This window comes from Streptobacillus notomytis (genome assembly GCF_001902585.1).
GTDB lineage: Bacteria > Fusobacteriota > Fusobacteriia > Fusobacteriales > Leptotrichiaceae > Streptobacillus > Streptobacillus notomytis.
The window spans coordinates 1-18,664 of sequence record NZ_LKKV01000013.1 but is presented as its reverse complement, the minus strand read 5'-3'; the positions used below and the strand labels follow the sequence as shown (position 1 = coordinate 18,664).

Here is an 18,664-nt window from a genome sequence, read left to right as displayed (position 1 = left end):
ATATAGTCTACTAAATATTTTTAATAAAATCAAATATAAAATTAAAAACATGTACAAAATTGTACATGTTATATAATTTTTCAATCTATTAATGTTTTTCCATTTGACTTTATTACATCTTTATACCAATTAAATGATTTTTTCTTATATCTATTAAAAGTTCCACTTCCATCATCATTTCTATCCACATAAATTAATCCATATCTTTTAGATAATTGTGATGTAGACATAGAAACACAATCTATACAACCCCAAGAAGTATAACCCATAATTTCTACACCATCTTTAATTGCTTCTAAAACCTGTAAAAGATGTTCTTTCATATATTTTATACGATAATCATCTTTAACAGTTAAATTTCCTAATTCATCTTTAATTAGCTCATCTTTTGCTCCTAATCCATTTTCAACAATAAATAAGGGGATTTGATAACGATCATAATAACGATTTAAAGTAAGTCTAAGTCCAATGGGATCTATTTGCCAACCCCATTCAGAAACTTTTAAATATGGATTTACAAGACCACCTAATATATTTCCCCTACCAGAAGAATACTTAGATTTGTCTGAAGATTGAGTAATACTCGTATAGTAGCTAAATGATAAAAAATCTACCGTGTTATTTTTTAATAATTCTTCATCACCCTCTCCAAAAACTATATTTATCCCATGATCTTTAAAATATCTCTTTGCGTAATTAGGATAATATCCTCTTACATGAATATCAGAAAATAGGTAATTTAAATTCTCATAATCATAGGCTGCCCAAACATCTTCAGGACTTGGTGTCATTGGATAAGTGGGCATAGCTAAAACCATACAACCAATTTTAAAATCTGGATTTATTTCATGAGCTATTTTAGTAACTAAACTTGATGCAACCAACTCATGATGAATTGCTTGATATAAATCCTGTTTAGATAATTTACTTTTAGGTATATCAATACCACCACTTGTAAATGGCAATTCTAAAACTGAATTTACCTCATTAAATGTTAACCAATATTTAACCTTATCCTTATATCTTTCAAAAACAGTTCTAGAAAATTTTTCAAAAAAGGATATCATTCTTCTATCTATCCACCCCTTATATTTTCTAGCTAAATATAGGGGAGTCTCATAATGAGATAGGGTTACTAATGGTTCAATACCATGTTTAAGAAGTTCATCAAATAAATCATCATAAAATTTTAATCCCTCTTCATTGGGAGTGTTTTCATCACCATTAGGAAAAATTCTACTCCATGCAATAGAAGTACGAAAAACCTTAAATCCCATTTCAGAAAACATGGCTATATCTTCCTTATACCTATTATAAAAATCAATACCTAATAACTTCAAATTATTTTCTGTAGGTTCATCTGTTGGATCATTTAATCCTCCATTTGGCAAAACATCTTGCACAGATAAACCTTTTCCATCTTTATCATATGCACCCTCTACTTGATTTGCAGAAACCGCTCCTCCCCATAAAAAATTATCTGGAAATAACATAAATCCTCCTAACTATATTATAGCCAACAATTCATCAGAATGAATGATTTCATCATTTGTTGGAACTAAAAGTATATCTAAATAATCTTGTGTATTTGTAACAATTATTGGTGTTATTATTTCATAACCTTCTGATAGTATTGTTTCTAAATCCATTTCAAGTATTAAATCTCCTTTTGTAATCCTATTTCCCTCTGAAATTTTACTTTCAAATCCTTTACCCTCTAATTTAACTGTTTCTAATCCCATATGTATTAATAATTCTACACCCTCATCACTCTTTAATGTAATTGCATGTTTTGTTGGAAAGACACTACTAACAATCCCATTAAAAGGAGCATAAACTTTTCCATCTTTAGGAATAATTGCTATTCCCTCGCCTAATAATTTATTTGAAAATGTTGAATCATTAACTTTTTCTAAAGATATAACTTTTCCAGAAATAGGAGCATATACATTTTTTTTATTTGATATACCAGATTTAACATTATTTAAATCTTGTTTATCATTTTCTTCATCAATACCTAATATATATGCTAAAACAAAAGTTACAATAATTGAAATTGCTGCTGCAATTAAAGCATTCACTATATTTTTAGGTTCTCCTGAATAAATAAATTGAGGTAATCCAATTATAGATGGAACTACAAAAATATATGATTTAACTCCTGTTAATCCAACATATAGCCCTGATAATCCCCCACCTATCATAGCAGCATACAATGGTTTTTTATACTTCAAAGTAACTCCATATAGGGCTGGTTCAGTAATACCTGCAAATAGTGCTGAAAATCCAGATGTGAATGCCACTTGCCTAGTATTATTATTTTCACTTTTAAATGCTACAGCCATAGAAGCTGCTCCCTGTGCTAAATTAGATCCTAGCATTGCTGGAAGGATAAGTACATCAGGTGTAGTAATAGAGGCTGTTAAAATAATAGGGGCAAATGCCCAGTGCATTCCAGTCATAACTATAAATGGCATAGTAATACCTAAAATAGTTAATGTAATCCAACTATTAATACTATATGTTTGTGTAATTAAGATTGATAACCATTTACCAATAATTACTCCTAAAGGTCCTATTAAAACAATAGCTATAAATCCTGAAACAAGTAATAAAAGGGTAGGTTGTAAAAAACTTTTAGTCCCAGCAGGAGTTATTTTGTTAAAGAATTTCTCAATATATTTCATTAAATATATAGTTATTAATATGGGAATAATTGATGAGCCATAGCTTGCTGGTGTAACAGTTGCTCCAAATAATTTAAGTTCATTTCCAGTTGCTATCATTTGAATAAAACTAGGATGTAATAATATCCCTCCGACAGACATAGCTATTGAAGTATTAATATTTAATTTTTTAGAAGCTGAATATGCTAAAAATATTGGCATAAAATAATAGGGTGCATCACCAAAAAAATTTAAAAACGAAATAGTTTGAGAGTCAGCTTTAAAAATACCAAGCATAGGAAGTATTATCACTAATACCTTTAGCATTCCTCCACCAAGAAGTGCTGGGATTACAGGGGTTATTGAATCTACAATATATTCTATAATCTGACTTAAAATTGATCCTTTTTTATCAGAAGATATATTTGATAATTCAAAGTTCCCAAGTTTAATAAATTCTTTATAATAATTTGCGACATCATTACCTAGTATAATTTGGTATTGATCATTTTTTCTTAAAACTCCTATTACCCCCTCAGTTGATTTTAAAATTTCATCTGAAACTATATTTAAATCCTTAAGTTTAAGACGTAATCTAGTTGCACAATGCGTAACATTAATAATATTTTTCTCTCCACCAATGGCATTTAAAATATTAAGTGCCGTATTTCTATATTCCATAGTTAATCTCCTTTGTTATAGGTTTTTGGTTAAACGACGGATATGAGCAATTAAATAAACTAATTCACTTGAACTTAACAAGTATTCATACTTATTTTTAATAAAATCTGCTACACATATCCCACATTTATACTCTCTAATATATTTCTTTTTCATTAACTCTAAAAGATCACCATCTTCTTCATCATTATAGTCATTCCTTTCTAAAAGACGATGAGCAAATAATTTAACATGAGTTATGAATCTATAATAATCTATAGAATCTTGATTAAATTCTGTTGAATAATAATCTTGTATGATTTTCTCTATACTCATAATGATTTCTGTAATACGGTATGATTCTTGAAAATTATTCTCCAAATTAGCATTAACAAAATGCAAAGCTATAAATGCTGCTTCATCAATAGGAAGCTTAACATTTAAATCCTTTTTTATTATTGATAATGCTTTTTCTCCCAATTTAAATTCTTCTTTATAGTATTTTGCAATTTCCCATCTAAGTGGATTAGCTACAATAATCCCCTCTTTATGACGTTCAATTGTAGTATTTATATGATCTGTTAAATTAATATAAATTATTTCATCAAAATGATTTCCAAGAGTTATCTTTCCTAAATTTATTATTTTCTCACATACACAAACAACCTCTATGGGAACAACAATAAACATTTCGGTAAACTTATTCATATTTTCACTATTTTTTAGCAAAAAACTTTTTTCAATAATTGAGGGATTTATTTTATCCCCAACCTTCTTTCCAAATGCAATCCCCTTTCCAAACAAAAGAATATCTATATCCTTTTTATTTTGTGCTATAACTGCATTATGATTTAATATTCGTTTTATGATCATAAATTTTTCCTTTCTAAAATAAAAAAAATCTACTTAAAAAATTTTGGTGTACACCAATAACATTTAAATAGATTCCTGCTCACTTTAAAGTGATAACACTCTTTTTTATTCTAATTATTTATATTATATCAAGCTCTTATTATTAATAACCCTATAACATAGTAATATAATAAAGTATTTTTTGAGCTTTGTCAAGAAATTACTACCATCTAAATACTTTAACTTCGTGTCATTAATAGTTCTGATCTCTCTTTATCTTATTTAAACTCTCATATAACTTATCTGATTTTATACCTCCTGAATAACTCATATCTAATTTACCTGTTAAACTTATATTTTCTCTTACACTATACTTTAACTTACTTTCATTATACACCTTATATGTATACTTTGAACTTAAATGTAAGTTGTTATTATTAGCATTATTACTTGGTTTTGGTTGTGTTTTGTTCAAAGTGCTAAACAATGATATTGTCTTTGCTCCTATTGTCGTTGTTAAGCTTAGCTTTTTATTTATCTTGTAATCTAGCATTCCTTTTGTGTCTGCTAATAGTAATAGTTCATCTTCATTTGCGTTATGATTTAATATTGATAGCCTATTTGAACTTGTAAAGTTTAATTCTCCACTTAATATTAATCTTTCATTAACCATATACTCTGCTTTATTATCACTCCATGCATTTATTATACTAAAGTTCTTATCTTCTATTCTACCAAATATATATCTTCCATCTATACTACTTCTTGTATCAAATCTCTTATTCTTCTTCTCTATTGTTAATCCAGTCCCTACTTCTAATAAATGTTCTGTCTTATCATACTTTGCATCATTACTATCTTTCTTCATGTTTACCTTACCTGCATATCTTCCTACTAACCTAATATCAAAGTCTTTTAATCTATACTTTAACATGTTTCCACTGTAGGCTAATGCTATTGTTTGATCTTTTTTATTTTTCTCGTATTCTTCTGCGTTTAGTTTTGAGCCTTTACTCTCTATTCTTCCTATTATCTTATTCTTTGATTCAAATTTTACTTTATCACTATCATAGCTTAATTCTAATTTTATTTCTGGATTATATGATATTTTTAATTCATTTATTGGTTTGTTTGATTCTACTTCCTTAAACACTAACTCTGAACCTATTGATCCTAACATTTCTAAATTATTTACATTATATTTTAGTTCACTTCCTAATGTTATTGAATAATTTCTCTTATTTGGTATTAGTGTGCCTAAATATATCTTTCCTTTATTAGATAGTTCTACTTTCCCTAGTTTACTTGTTGTATTTAATCCTAACTTTAATCTTCCTCCCTTTGCATAAGTGTCTTTCTTTAACTTATAGTTTATATCCCCCTCTATCTCATGGTTATTCTTATTAGTCTTTATGTTTACAAAATTTTCTAATCTAAATGTATTATTTTTTAAATAGCCTGCTGTGTATATCATTTTAATAAAAAAATATAGATAGTTATTCCCATAATCTTGGACACAAGATTGGAGGTGCAGTTTTTTCATAAATAAATTAACAAGAAAAGATAAAAATAAAATTTATTCAAAAGAATTTAAATTACAAGTAATTAATAAAGTTTTGATTAATAGAGCATCTATAAGACAGGTTTCTATTGATATTGGGCTAATCTTTATATGGTTGACTTTTAAACTGGTATCATGTTGTAGATAGGATTAAACAATTAGAAGATGAAATAATTTATCTAAAAACTGAGAATGAATACTTAGCTCTAGTTAAAGAAAAGGATCTAAAAAAGAAGAAAAAGTAATAGCAGAACTTAGAGCTAAATATCCTTTCAAAGAGTAACATTAGAATTAAAAAATCAAGCTTTTAATATTAATCATAAAAAAAATATTCTTCATATAAAGGACAAGTAGGTAAGATAGCTGATAATCATATTAAAAGAAATTTTGAAACAACAGCTCCAAATAAATATTAAATGCTTATGGGATATACATAGTTTCATACGATATTTCATAGTGATCAAGGATAACAGTATCAGAATTATTAATATCAAGAAAAGTAAATAGTTTAGATAATGGATTAATGAAATGTTTTTTTGGATTATTAAAATCAAAAATATTTTATAAACAAGAAGAAAAATACAAAACATTGGAAGAATTAGAAAAAGCAATAGAAGATTAAATATATTATTACAACAATAATAGAATAAAGGAAAAATTAAAAGGATTAACTCCTGCTTCTCACAGAAATCAATCCTTATTAGTATGTTAAATTAAATTTGTACAACTTTTGAGGTCAGTACATTATCTATTTTAATTTTTCTGCATTATTAAAGTGTACATCTATTCCAAATGCTCCAATTTCTACTCCTTTAACCTTATCATTGATTAAATGAAGTTTAGTATCTTGGAATAAAGGAATAACAGGAACATCTCTAGCAATTAATCTTTCTGCCTCAAATAGATAATTCATTCTTTTTTCTCTATTTATTGTCTTTAAAGCTGAGATAATTAAATTATCATATTCAGCAGAAGAATAACCGGATGTATTATTTCCATTATTTGTCATTAATAAATCAAGGAAAGTTACAGGATCTTGATAATCTGCTCCCCAACCTGTTAATAAAATATCAAATTCTTTAGATTTCATTCTATTTAATCTTTCTTTAAATGTAACCATCTCAACATTCAATTCTAATCCTAAATTAACTCTTAAATCCTCTTGAATTTTTTCAACTACTTTTTTATTTGATCTTCCATCATTAGCAACTAAAGTTATAACTGGGAAATCAGTTATACCCATTTCTTTTTTACCTTCTTCAAATAAATCTTTAGCTCTTTTAGAATCATATTTTTTGAAAGTCTTACCAAGTTCTTTAACAAAATCTTCTTTTATTCCTATCATTCCTGAATTTTTAGGAGTAAAAGTATAACTTGCTTCTTTAGAGTTATTAAATACTGTCTCTATTAAGCCCTCTTTATCTATAGCTAAAGATATCGCTTCTCTAATCTTTTGATTTTTAAATATTTCTCTACCCATATTAAATGGTAAATAATATGTTCTTGCAATAACATCTTTTCTAAGTCTTGTATCATCTTTAAACTCTTGTAATTGTTCAGTAGTTATACTAACTATATCTATTTCTCCATTTTTAAATGCATTTAATGCTGCTGTACTATCAGCTATAAATTTAATTACAAACCCATCAATTTTTCTTGAATCAGAATCATAGTAGTATTCATTTCTCTCAAGTTTAATTTGTGTATTATGATCCCATTTCACAATCTTATATGGTCCTGAATAAAGTAATGTCTCTGGCTCAAGACCATATTCTTCTCCTTTTTCTTCAACAAATTTTCTATTTGCTGGCATATATGTAACAAATGAAACTAATGAATCAAAATAAGAGGTAACGTTTTCAAGCTTAACTTCTAACGTTTTATCATCTAAAGCCTTAACTCCTACTTCATCAAATTTAACTTCTCCTAGTGTATATTTTTCTGCATTTTTAATAGGAAATAGTATATATGAATATTCTGAAGCAGTATTAGGATCTAGAGCTCTTTCCCAACCAAATACAAAATCATCTGCCGTAATTTCTTCACCATTTGACCATTTAATATTATCTCTTAATTTAAAAGTCCATGTAAGGCCATCTTCACTAACTTCCCAACTTTCTGCAAGTGCTGGCTTAACTTTTCCACTAGCTAAAGTGTATGTTAATCCTTCACTTACTAATCCATGTATATTCATCCCACTTGAATCTGTTAATATCTGTGGATCAAGTGAAATTCCTTCATGCTCTAAATTATATGTTATAACATTTTCATTAGAATTAGTATTACTTGTTCCACAACTAAAGAACATAAATACTGACATTAATACAAATAATATTTTCTTCATTTTTATCCTCCTTTATTTTATTATTAAAAAATCTTTTTCTACATAATGTTCTTTTCTATATTCAATCAATCCTGAATTTTCAACAATTTTATCTATCTCATCATATGTTCCTATAGGTGATTTTAAATAATTTTCATCCATCTCTATCCTATCCTTCTTAACATATTCAGGATCTGGAACTGGAACTGCTGATAACAAAGATTTAGTGTATATATGAACTGGATTATTATATACCTCATCAGGATATCCCAATTCTACTATCTTACCCCTAAACATTACTGCTACTCTATCTGAAATATATTTAACCATAGAAAGATCATGAGCTATAAATATCATAGTTAGATTTTTCTTTTTTTGTAAGTTTTTTAATAAATTAACTATTTGAGCTTGTATAGATACATCAAGTGCTGAAATAGGTTCATCACATATTAATATTTCAGGTTCTACAGCTAAAGCTCTTGCTATGCCTATTCTCTGCCTCTGTCCTCCACTAAATTCATGTGGAAATCTGCTTGCATGCTCTTTTGAAAGTCCTACTAGCTCTAATAATTCATAAATTTTTTCTTGAATTTCTACTTTATTTTTATACATTTTATGTATTATCATACCCTCAGATATTATTTCTCCTACTGTCATTCTTGGATTAAGAGAAGCCTGGGGATCTTGGAATATCATTTGAACTTTTTTAGTAAATTCTAAATTTTTATATTCTGATATTTCCTTACCATCTATATATACATTTCCAAATGTCTTATCATATAGCTTAGCTATTGTTCTACCAAAAGTTGTTTTACCACTTCCTGATTCACCAACTAAAGATAGTATCTCTCCCTTTTTAATACCTATGCTAATATCATCTACTGCTTTTAATACTTCAGTTTTAGAAAGAGGAAAATATTTTTTTAAATGTCTAATTACTATCATTTTTATCCTCACTTTCTATAATATTAGCAAATTTTAGTCCACTTTTACTTTTAATTGTATCTACAATATATGGCTTACCTTCAACTGGTGTTATTTTTATAGTCCCATCTGGATTAAATTTCATATCAGGAGCACCATCTACATATATCCATGATTTAACATAATGGCCGTTACCTAAATCTACTAAAGGTGGTTTCTTTTCATAATCAATTTTCATAGCAAAATCTGATCTTGATGCAAAAGGATCTCCTTTAGGAGGATCAAGTAAATCTGGTGGTGTTCCAGGTATTGAAAATAAGGCTTCATTTGAATCCATATCAAGCCTTGGTAGTGATTTTAACAATCCCCAAGTATATGGATGTTTTGGATTTTTAAATATTGTTTTAACATGAGCTTCTTCCATTTTTTCTCCTGCATACATAACTATTACCCTATCTGAAGTTTCTGCTACTACTCCTAAATCATGAGTTATTAATATTACTCCTATATTTAATTCCTTTTTAAGTTTATTTATTAAATCTAATATTTGAGCCTGTATAGTAACATCAAGTGCTGTAGTCGGCTCATCGCAAATTAATAAATCTGGCTCACACGCTAAAGCTATTGCTATTACTACTCTTTGTCTCATACCACCTGAAAATTGATGTGGATATTGCTCAAATCTTTCTTCTGGTTTTGGAATACCAACTTTAGCAAGCATATCTATAGCCATTTTCTTCGCTTCTTTTTTAGTTACTTTTTTATGTATTAATATTCCTTCCATAATTTGATGACCTATTTTTATTACTGGATTAAGTGATGTCATAGGATCTTGAAATATCATACCTATTCTTCCACCCCTATATTTCCTCATTTCTTTTTCACTAAGCTTTAAAAGGTCTACACCATCAAATATTATTTCCCCACTTTTATACTCTCCTGGAGGTGTAGGTATTAATTTCATTATACTTTGTACTGTAACAGATTTTCCACTTCCAGATTCTCCAACTATTGCAAGAGTTTCCCCTCTATCTACTGTAAAACTAATGTCTCTTAAAGCTTTTACCTCACCTGCATAAGTGTTAAAAGAAACACTTAAATTCTTTATTTCTAATAAACTCATTTGTCCCTCCTAATCTCTAAGTTTTGGATTTAGTGCATCACTCATAGCATCTCCAATAATATTAAATGACAATGTAATCAACGAAATTACTAAAGCTGGAATTAAGAATAAATATACATGTGTATTTATTTCTTTAAAACCATCTGCAACTAAATTTCCAAGAGATGCTTGTGGTATAGGTACCCCTAACCCTATAAAGCTTAAAAAAGCTTCTGAAAATATTATTGATGGAATATCCATAGTAAGTCTAACTATTATTATACTTAATGTATTAGGTATTAAATGTTTTCTTATTATGTGCCAAAAATTTGCTCCTAATGCTCTTGAAGCAAGAACATATTCATTTTCTTTTATTTTCAATACCTCTCCTCTAACTAACAAGGCATAATTTAACCACCTAGTTGCACAAAGTGCCATTATTATTGTTTTAACACTATTACCAAGCACTACCATTAAAAGTATTATGTATATAATAGAGGGGATAGACATTATTATTTCAACAATTCTTACCATTATGCTATCTATCTTTCCTCCAAAATATGCAGCTGTAGCTCCATATATAGTTCCTATAATCACACATATTGTAGCAACTATTATAGAAAGTTCCATAGATACCCTAATCCCCTGCGATACTCTTGCAAAAATATCTCTACCCAATGAATCTGTACCTAAATAATGTCCTTTTAAAAAACCATCAATTATCCCTAAAAATCTATCAGAACTATTTTGTTCAAAATATGAATACTTTGATATTAACTGACCAAATATTCCTATAAGCAAATAGATTGATAACACTCCTAAAAAAAATAGTGCCAATTTATTTTTTTTAAATCTTCTCCATGAATCTTTCCAATAAGTTAAACTAGGTTTATTTATACTCTCATTTTTGTAAATATCAGGTCCTACATAAACAAAATCTTCTGGATTTGCAACATAATTTTCTCTATCATAATTTGCACCATGTAAATTTTTCATTATTTTTCCCCCTTACCTAATTTAATTTTTGGATCTACTAAAGCATAAGCTACATCCATTATTATCATCATAAATATTAAAAATGCTGAATAAAATACTGTAACCCCTAAAATCATAGTATAGTCTCTATCTATTATAGAACCTATATAGTATTTACCAAGACCACCTATAGAAAACATTGTTTCTATAACAAAGGATCCTGTTAATATCGCTGCAATAGAAGGAGATACAACTGTTATTATTGGTAATATTGCATTTCTTAAAGCATGTCTAAATACCACATTTGTTGGAGAAACTCCTTTTGCTATTGCAAGTTTAATATAGTCTTGTTCCATAATTTCTATCATTTTACTTCTCATAAGTCTTGCAACTTCAGCTACAGAAAAAAATCCAAGAGCTATAACTGGTAATATTTTCTTAGAAGGCATATCCCAACCCGTTAAAAATATTTTACCTAAAGGAAGACCTAATTTATCTATTAGTATACCTTTATGAATTTCTACTGCATAAAGTTGTAATGCTCCTGCAATTACAAAGCTTGGTACTGATATTCCAATAATAGCTATTATCATAGATAAATGATCTGCTTTCTTCCCTCTTTTTAATGCTGCAGCTATTCCTAAAGGAATACCAAATATTAATCCGAATAATACTGATCTTATTCCTAAATCTGCTGAGATTGGAAATGATCTTTTAATAATTGAATTAACAGTTCTCCCTCTCTCTTTCATAGATAGCCCCAAATCTCCTTTAGAAATATTTTTTAAGTACTTAGCGTACTGTACACTTAAAGGTTTATCTAAATCATACATTTTCATAAGACTTGCTTTAATCTGTGGTGGAATTGCTTTTTCACTTTCAAAAGGATCTCCTGGTAATTTATGTAAAAGAAAAAAAGTTATCGTTGTTACCATCCACAATGTAATCAAACCTGTAAATATTCTTTTAACTACATACTTAAAAATGTTGCTCATGTTTTTGTTCCTCACATTCAAATTTATTTATCTAGGAGTATATTATTATTTTTAGTGTTTGTCAATGTTTGGTATATATAAATATTAAATGTTTCGATATATTAAATATATGTTTAAAAAGAGGTAAAAATAAACTGACCTCCTTAAAATCGGATTTTTAAGTCCAACTTTTGGGGGTCAGTATACATTATCTAATTTATTTCTGTTAATCAGACTTTTAACAAGCATATTACAAGCACAAAATTATTCCTTAACTTTCCAAAGTCTATCTTGTTAGAAGCTATATATCTATTCTCTTTCAAAAATCTAATGTTATCTTCGATAACAGTTATTTAGAAATGTATAAGAAATAGAGAGAGAAGCTATTTTTCTTCTTTCTCCGTTATCCAATTCATAAATAATGCTAATTCTTCATACTCAAACTTATATTTATCTCTGTCGATATTATTTTTTAAATAAATTTCATTAACATTACAAATTATACCCATGTTATTCTTTTCAAATGCATCTAAATATTTATCTCTTAGGAAAATTGAAATATTTCTTGGGAACCCCAAATTCTGTATTTCAATTGTTTTATTATCAGTCGTTCCATATTCAATATAACTTTCCCAATCAACCACATTAACATTTAAATTCTCTTTATTTTTTAATAATGCTTGATAATTAGAAACATAGTTTTTAATCTTAAATCTCAAAATGTTTTCTATGTCGCTCACAACATCATTAATTAATTTATTTATGTGAAATTCATTTTCTTTATCAAATTTAACAGGATTTAACTTTCCTTCTTGTCTAATATAAAGATTTCTTTCATTTCCATCATTATAAAAATAATCAATAGTTCTTTGTATAAGCACCTTCAAAGGTTTTGTGTTAATCCATGATTCCATCAATGTCGCATAATATTTAAGCTGATTTTCATGTCTAATCATCGGATTTATACCCCTAGATTCAGTTTTAGACCATTCATATTGCTCATAGAGTATATTAAGAACTGTAAGACAATCTTCTCTATTTGTAGAATTTGGTAAATTAGGAACATCGCTAATTGCTATTTTATTCTGAGTTGCAATATTTATATCTATACTAGTTGCCAAAATTTCTGGTGCTACTTTTAATGAATTTCTTGTTTTCTTTAATAAAAATACAGAATTTTTGTCACTATCAACGAATTTATCTTTTAAAATAGAATCATTATTTATTGAATCGTGAAAAAGCAAAATATTTCCATACATCTCTATAATTTTCTTTTTTTCACTACTTAGATTTTTATTACTATAACTCTTTTGTTCAAAATAATTACTTATATTCTTATATAAATTCTCATTTTGTTTCGATAGTATTTGTGGTTTAATTTCATATATATCTTTTGTTCTGAGTATGCTAACATTTTTTGAAGCTTTCCAATATCCTTTTTGATTATACAAGTTAACACAAAAGATATTTCCAGAAATATCTTTTCTTAATCTACCCGCTCTTCCTGCTAAATTCCAAAAATCAATATTGCTCATTTTACCATTCCCTATTTTTTCACTTAAAATAAAAATATTTTTAGCTGGTAAATTTACTCCCTCTAACAATGTTGATGTACAAAACAAAAATTTTATTAATCCTTGTTTATATAAATTTTCAATTCTCAACTTTATTTCTTCAGGTATCCCACCAAAATGATATGCAATACCCTTATTTAAACATTTTTTTAAATAATACTGATGATGAATCCTTTCATCTATAAGTTTTATCACTTCATCTATTTCCTCAGAATCAATTTCAGAGAGTCTATCTGCAAAATTGATAGCCGTTTGAATAGTCTTATCTACTGTATTACAATAAATAATACTTTGTCTATCTTCAGAAAATAATTTTAAAACCAATTGCAAATTACCAATTACATCGTTCTCCTTGAAATCAAATTTAGGAAAAACTATATCATCTCCATAATCTGATATCATGAAAGACTTATTCTCTATGGTATCAATAAAAAATCTATTTTGAGTAACTGGCGATTCTATTATAGACATGCTTTCTTCAGTGCTATTATTTATCATCTCTAAAAAAACATCCGCATTAGGTATGTTAGGAGATGCAAAATATATATTAACACTTTTCCTCTTGGCTAACACTAATGCATGATAAAGTAATGGTGTTCTCGTATCCTTTTTACTAAGCAATTTATGAGCTTCATCCACAAAAATATAGTCCATTTGGGGATTATTTTTATCTGTAAAATATAAGATTAATCTCTCAGCTGTAAATATAAAAATATATTTATTATCCTGATTTAAAAAAACTTTAGGAATAACTGGTGTAGTAATAACCTTATATCCAAACTCATCTACAATCTCTTTTAACCTATTCCCAACTTGATTTATAAGTGCTTTAGTTGGAACAATAAATGCAATATTATCGGTTTTGTTATGTTCTTTTATTATATATTTTGTAAACGCCTCAAAAATGAACGATTTACCAAAAGATGTGCTACCAGAAAAGCTATAATGATTTCTTTTCTTCATTTCTTCAAACACATTATATTGTGCATCTGTAAATGGCTTTCCTAATGGAGATGCTTGCATTAATTCTTTTAGAATATAATCATTTCTAATTTCATCAACCTTTAAATACTTTCCATCACTATCAATAATTGGTAATGATGGGAAATTTCCTAACTTGACCAATGTATTAGCAGCAATAATCCGAAAATATTCTGATGTACTAAAATCTTCTAATTCCAACAGTAAACTTATTATTTTTAGAGATAAATTTCTATGCATACTTTCTTCAGATCTACATAAAATATCCGAAAATCGTAATAAGTGTAAGATCTCTTTTTCATTTAGCATTAACTGACTTGAGTTCGTATAAAATTTTCTACAGTAATCGATTTCTAATTTATGAATTAAACTCCTTAAATACGGATCTTCATATGCCCTATTAGACATTCTCTGCATTACATTCATTATTCAAGCACCTTTTTCAATATCTTTTTCCTATTATCGTCAATGTTAGTAAAAGGCATTATAAATACATAAAAGGTGTATCCTAATAAACTATATCTTTGAATTAATTTATAAACATTATCTTTATAAGCCTCTATCTGATTTGCAATTTTCCCCTCTATTTTAATAGGAAATTCATCATTTGAGCATTTCTGTTGCTCATCTTTTATGTCTATCTCGTAGCCAATGAATATTGAAAAAGCATCATCTAAAGAAAATTTGCAGTTTCCTTTTTCTTCTGGATATAAAAGCACATTCAAAATTTCTTCCTCATCTTTTTCAAAAATATCCGACTCTATATTGCTAGATATTAATCCCTTTTCAAAGTTTATACCACTTTTATCATTGCCTTTTGTATTTACTTCATTAACAAACTCACCAATTGATTTAAAAGCATTATCAAATGCACGATTCAAATCATCATAAGTCTTAGACTCACCAAAAATCAGTTGATATTTTTTATCTGAGAGTTTCTTCAAATGCACTCCATCTGCCCCATTTACATAAAGCTGATTAGATGTTTTTAGTCCTAGTTTTGTTAATATCTTAGGAGCATCTAAATGCCCCTCCAAAAAACAAAACAACAATAATTCTCCTAGCTCCCCATCATTTTTTGCAGCTTCCTTAAATTTTTCTCTTGCTTTCTTACTAAGAGTCATTGCCTTATCTTTATATTTATCTCTAATCTTCCATGATAAAGCATAATCTGCAACTGATTCCATTAGATTGTCAGAAACAGAATTATAATCAAAATTCCTTGCATTAATAGGAAGTAAAAATAAATCTAAAAATCCATCATCTTTATTTCCAGATATATATAAATGCTTAATATGTTTAAATTGCTTTATTACATTTTTAGAGTTTGGATTTAACTTCACTTATATTCCTCCTTCAACACATATACTACTTATACACTCATACTCATCTTCATTTCATCATTTATATATTTACTGAATGAATCCTTATATGATAGTCTCCCAGATTTAAGTTATTCAGCAAAACAAAAAAATTTTCAACATCTTTATCTCCGCCATTTACAAGTTCCATCCGCAATATTTTGCAAATTTTTATTAAATCCACCAATGAATAAAGATAAAACAAATAAATAATTAAATTTAGTAAATTTTTCTTCAAAATTTTCCCATAACTTATTAGAATTAATTTTATCTCTACATTGATTTTCTTAGATGTATCTGCCCATTTCCCTTATTTATATAACTGTACACATTCTTTTTTGAATTCATAGCTATACTACTTTATACAGTAAAGATGGTACACATCAGAATTACTCTTTAGGTGATACGTTTCTAAAACATACAAACACAAAACTTTAAGATTTTTTTAACTATTCCCACTCGATATGTCCATTGACATCCTTTTGTGTAAATAGCATCAAATCAATATTTTTGTTATCATATCTAGCCTTATTATCCAGTTTATTTCTGTTTATCCGATTTTTTGCAAGCATATTGCAAGCACAGATAGATAAAATAATTACATCTTATCTTGAGCTACAAACAATAAGTAAGAGTAAAGTAAATTAAATATCGGTTGATCCCCTTTATAAAATTCCTCATTAACAATACGGGTCAATCCATGAGTTGAATAGTTATATTTATCTACAAAGTCACCTGTTATTAAACTCTGCTTATTTGTATCATATATGCTAGTTACCGCTCTCTTATCTCTATCATCCGTTAATTTAGAAAACAAATTATTCTTAATGCTATCTTCAGAGAATATCTTTTTAAAATTTTCTTTCAAATATTCACTCTTGTTTTCTTTAAGTAAATCCAAAATTTCACAACAAATTACTTCTAACAATGTTCTTACAGATGCTACTCTCAACAGTTTACAGCTATCATTATCATAAACTTTATTAAATTCATTTATAAAATTTACTAAGTCATTATCCAATACAGCAGTTTTATTTAACGAAATAAAGGGATGTATAAATCCTGTTTTATTAGTCTTTATATCAACTGTTTTTTTAACACAAGGAATTGTTTGATTAAAATCAAATTCTTTACTCGATATTTTATCAATAAATTTAATTTTAAAGACAATATCTGATGGACTCATTACAATAAGTTTCTCATTTTTTGAATCAAAAGAAATATTCTTTGCTGGCTGAATATCTATATGTTGTGGTTTTATTTGTTGAGTTCCTTTACAATCTGTAGCTTCTAAGATCTCGTCTAATTTGTACTCCTTGGCAATCTCTAATTCACTTAATAGAAAACGCATTTTTGCATCTGGGTAATCTATAACACTTATATTCGTTACATCCCCGTTATTATGCACAATTTTCCAGTTACCAAGTTTCATTGAATCAAATGTTTCTTCAAGTTTATCTTGATAATATATTTTTTCAATATTAGAATCATCAATTCCATTATCTTTTAATGAGTCATCTTTAATCATTTTAACTGTTCTATTCTTAGGTTTCTGCTGTTTTTCCAAATCTTCAATCTCTTTTATCTTAATTTGAGAAGAAGAAGATATAAAATTCAGCAACTCTTGTAATAAAAGTTGATTTTTAGATTCTATTAACATAGTTCTGTCTGAATTAAAATCTAAAATACCTTTTTTCATTAAGAAAATATTAATAATGCCAACTTGTTGCCGTATTACTTTTTTTGAGCTACTAGATGCATTGATTTCAACATCATATAAGTCATTACTAAAATATACATTATTAAAATAGACTAAGGGCGTAATTTTTTTCAATTTTTGATCTTTATAATAATCAGAAACTTTCTTTAATTCGCCACTATTAAATTTAAAATAATCTATCTCAAATTTCATTTCAAAATTATTATTAGCTAATAAATGATTATATTTCTCATCAATATCAATATCATACCATAAATCATTTATACAAATTCTATAATAAAACGTGTCATTTACTCTGTGTGTTTTGCTTTCAAAACATGCTTTTGCAATGATTTTATCCTTAACTAGTGAGTTACTAATATCTGATTGTATTTCTTCTGAGTTTTTGTATAATTTATTAATTTTAATTTTAAAGTTTTTATCAATTATAGAATTTTGTAATTTCAAAAAATCTGATGAATTATTTAATATTTTTCTAAAAAGTTCTATAGTTTCTGAATTTAAATTTTCTATAGTTACTTTTGTACCATGTTTTTTTAAATCAATACTTGGACTTTTAGCAATATCAACATTAGAATCATGAATATCTTTTAAACACTCAATTTCATTCATGTCTATAGAAAAATTATAATCATACTTCTGTTTTGAAGTTTGTACGGTAATCTTACTTCCAAATTTAAAGACAGAAAAAAATCCCAGTCCCTTTTCACCTGAAATTATTCTACCATTTTTAACTACCCCGTATTCTTTATTACTATGACTAACAATAAGCAATGCATTAATATCATCTAAATCCATTCCTTCTCCATCATCGAGAATTTCAAGCATATTATCGTAGACATTAATTTCCACATTGCTAGCCATTGCTTCATATGAATTTTTTATCAATTCAACTATTGCATAAGTCGTACTCGGAATCTTTTCTGAAATTTCCTTAATTATTTTCCCAGATACTGATAATCTCATTATTGCCTCCTACTTTATGAATATT

Annotated in this window: 12 protein-coding genes and 1 pseudogene; 1 reads left to right on the top strand and 12 read right to left on the bottom strand. The window is 27.3% G+C overall.

Annotated features, from left to right (window positions below):
* Nucleotides 1-80: 80 nt before the first annotated feature.
* The 4 genes from BUE91_RS00560 to BUE91_RS00545 form a co-directional block, all read right to left on the bottom strand.
* Nucleotides 81-1,493 carry a glycoside hydrolase family 1 protein gene (locus BUE91_RS00560; protein WP_073507607.1) on the bottom strand — a complete coding sequence of 471 codons (1,413 nt, stop codon included), beginning with the start codon at nt 1,491-1,493 and terminating at the stop codon, nt 81-83.
* A gap of 12 nt (nt 1,494-1,505) precedes the next feature.
* Nucleotides 1,506-3,347, bottom strand: a complete 1,842-nt coding sequence (locus BUE91_RS00555; RefSeq protein ID WP_073507606.1) for a beta-glucoside-specific PTS transporter subunit IIABC — start codon at nt 3,345-3,347, stop codon at nt 1,506-1,508.
* A gap of 15 nt (nt 3,348-3,362) precedes the next feature.
* The gene (gene licT / locus BUE91_RS00550) at nt 3,363-4,199 is read right to left on the bottom strand and encodes a BglG family transcription antiterminator LicT (protein WP_073507605.1); all 837 of its coding nucleotides are present in this window, start codon (nt 4,197-4,199) and stop codon (nt 3,363-3,365) included.
* Nucleotides 4,200-4,431: 232 nt separating this feature from the next.
* Nucleotides 4,432-5,652 (bottom strand): hypothetical protein, encoded by a 1,221-nt coding sequence (locus BUE91_RS00545; RefSeq protein ID WP_180371191.1) that lies wholly within the window; start codon nt 5,650-5,652, stop codon nt 4,432-4,434.
* A 91-nt stretch (nt 5,653-5,743) separates the two neighbouring features.
* Here BUE91_RS00545 and BUE91_RS06865 point away from each other — a divergent pair.
* Nucleotides 5,744-6,451: pseudogene (locus BUE91_RS06865) on the top strand (IS3 family transposase); the annotation flags it as partial.
* Nucleotides 6,452-6,487: 36 nt separating this feature from the next.
* Here the strand turns inward: BUE91_RS06865 and BUE91_RS00530 are convergent.
* The 8 genes from BUE91_RS00530 to BUE91_RS00495 all read right to left on the bottom strand — a co-directional run bounded on the left by BUE91_RS00530 (nt 6,488) and on the right by BUE91_RS00495 (nt 18,639).
* Nucleotides 6,488-8,083 (bottom strand): peptide ABC transporter substrate-binding protein, encoded by a 1,596-nt coding sequence (locus BUE91_RS00530; RefSeq protein ID WP_073507603.1) that lies wholly within the window; start codon nt 8,081-8,083, stop codon nt 6,488-6,490.
* A 12-nt stretch (nt 8,084-8,095) separates the two neighbouring features.
* Nucleotides 8,096-9,007 carry an ABC transporter ATP-binding protein gene (locus BUE91_RS00525; RefSeq protein ID WP_073507602.1) on the bottom strand — a complete coding sequence of 304 codons (912 nt, stop codon included), beginning with the start codon at nt 9,005-9,007 and terminating at the stop codon, nt 8,096-8,098.
* Complete coding sequence (locus tag BUE91_RS00520) at nt 8,994-10,109, bottom strand: ABC transporter ATP-binding protein (protein WP_073507601.1); 1,116 nt, start codon at nt 10,107-10,109, stop codon at nt 8,994-8,996. Before BUE91_RS00520 ends, BUE91_RS00525 begins: the two co-directional genes overlap by 14 nt.
* 9 nt (nt 10,110-10,118) lie before the next feature.
* Nucleotides 10,119-11,084, bottom strand: a complete 966-nt coding sequence (locus tag BUE91_RS00515; RefSeq protein WP_066899617.1) for an ABC transporter permease — start codon at nt 11,082-11,084, stop codon at nt 10,119-10,121.
* Entirely contained in the window at nt 11,084-12,058 is a 975-nt protein-coding gene (locus BUE91_RS00510) for an ABC transporter permease (protein WP_066899619.1), read from the bottom strand. The genes BUE91_RS00515 and BUE91_RS00510 overlap by 1 nt, the downstream gene beginning before the upstream one ends.
* Nucleotides 12,059-12,420: 362 nt before the next feature.
* Nucleotides 12,421-15,018 carry a DEAD/DEAH box helicase gene (locus tag BUE91_RS00505; protein WP_073507600.1) on the bottom strand — a complete coding sequence of 866 codons (2,598 nt, stop codon included), beginning with the start codon at nt 15,016-15,018 and terminating at the stop codon, nt 12,421-12,423.
* Nucleotides 15,018-15,935, bottom strand: a complete 918-nt coding sequence (locus tag BUE91_RS00500; protein WP_073507599.1) for a HamA C-terminal domain-containing protein — start codon at nt 15,933-15,935, stop codon at nt 15,018-15,020. Before BUE91_RS00500 ends, BUE91_RS00505 begins: the two co-directional genes overlap by 1 nt.
* A gap of 616 nt (nt 15,936-16,551) precedes the next feature.
* Nucleotides 16,552-18,639, bottom strand: a complete 2,088-nt coding sequence (locus tag BUE91_RS00495) for an ATP-binding protein (RefSeq protein ID WP_073507598.1) — start codon at nt 18,637-18,639, stop codon at nt 16,552-16,554.
* Between the last annotated feature and the right edge of the window lie 25 nt (nt 18,640-18,664).

Coding starts and splice junctions, on each gene's coding strand:
- BUE91_RS00560 (WP_073507607.1), bottom strand. CDS start 1,493: ATGTTATTTCCAGATAATTTTTTATGGGGAGGAGCGGTTTCTGCAAAT.
- BUE91_RS00555 (WP_073507606.1), bottom strand. CDS start 3,347: ATGGAATATAGAAATACGGCACTTAATATTTTAAATGCCATTGGTGGA.
- licT (WP_073507605.1), bottom strand. CDS start 4,199: ATGATCATAAAACGAATATTAAATCATAATGCAGTTATAGCACAAAAT.
- BUE91_RS00545 (WP_180371191.1), bottom strand. CDS start 5,652: ATGATATACACAGCAGGCTATTTAAAAAATAATACATTTAGATTAGAA.
- BUE91_RS00530 (WP_073507603.1), bottom strand. CDS start 8,083: ATGAAGAAAATATTATTTGTATTAATGTCAGTATTTATGTTCTTTAGT.
- BUE91_RS00525 (WP_073507602.1), bottom strand. CDS start 9,007: ATGATAGTAATTAGACATTTAAAAAAATATTTTCCTCTTTCTAAAACT.
- BUE91_RS00520 (WP_073507601.1), bottom strand. CDS start 10,109: ATGAGTTTATTAGAAATAAAGAATTTAAGTGTTTCTTTTAACACTTAT.
- BUE91_RS00515 (WP_066899617.1), bottom strand. CDS start 11,084: ATGAAAAATTTACATGGTGCAAATTATGATAGAGAAAATTATGTTGCA.
- BUE91_RS00510 (WP_066899619.1), bottom strand. CDS start 12,058: ATGAGCAACATTTTTAAGTATGTAGTTAAAAGAATATTTACAGGTTTG.
- BUE91_RS00505 (WP_073507600.1), bottom strand. CDS start 15,018: ATGAATGTAATGCAGAGAATGTCTAATAGGGCATATGAAGATCCGTAT.
- BUE91_RS00495 (WP_073507598.1), bottom strand. CDS start 18,639: ATGAGATTATCAGTATCTGGGAAAATAATTAAGGAAATTTCAGAAAAG.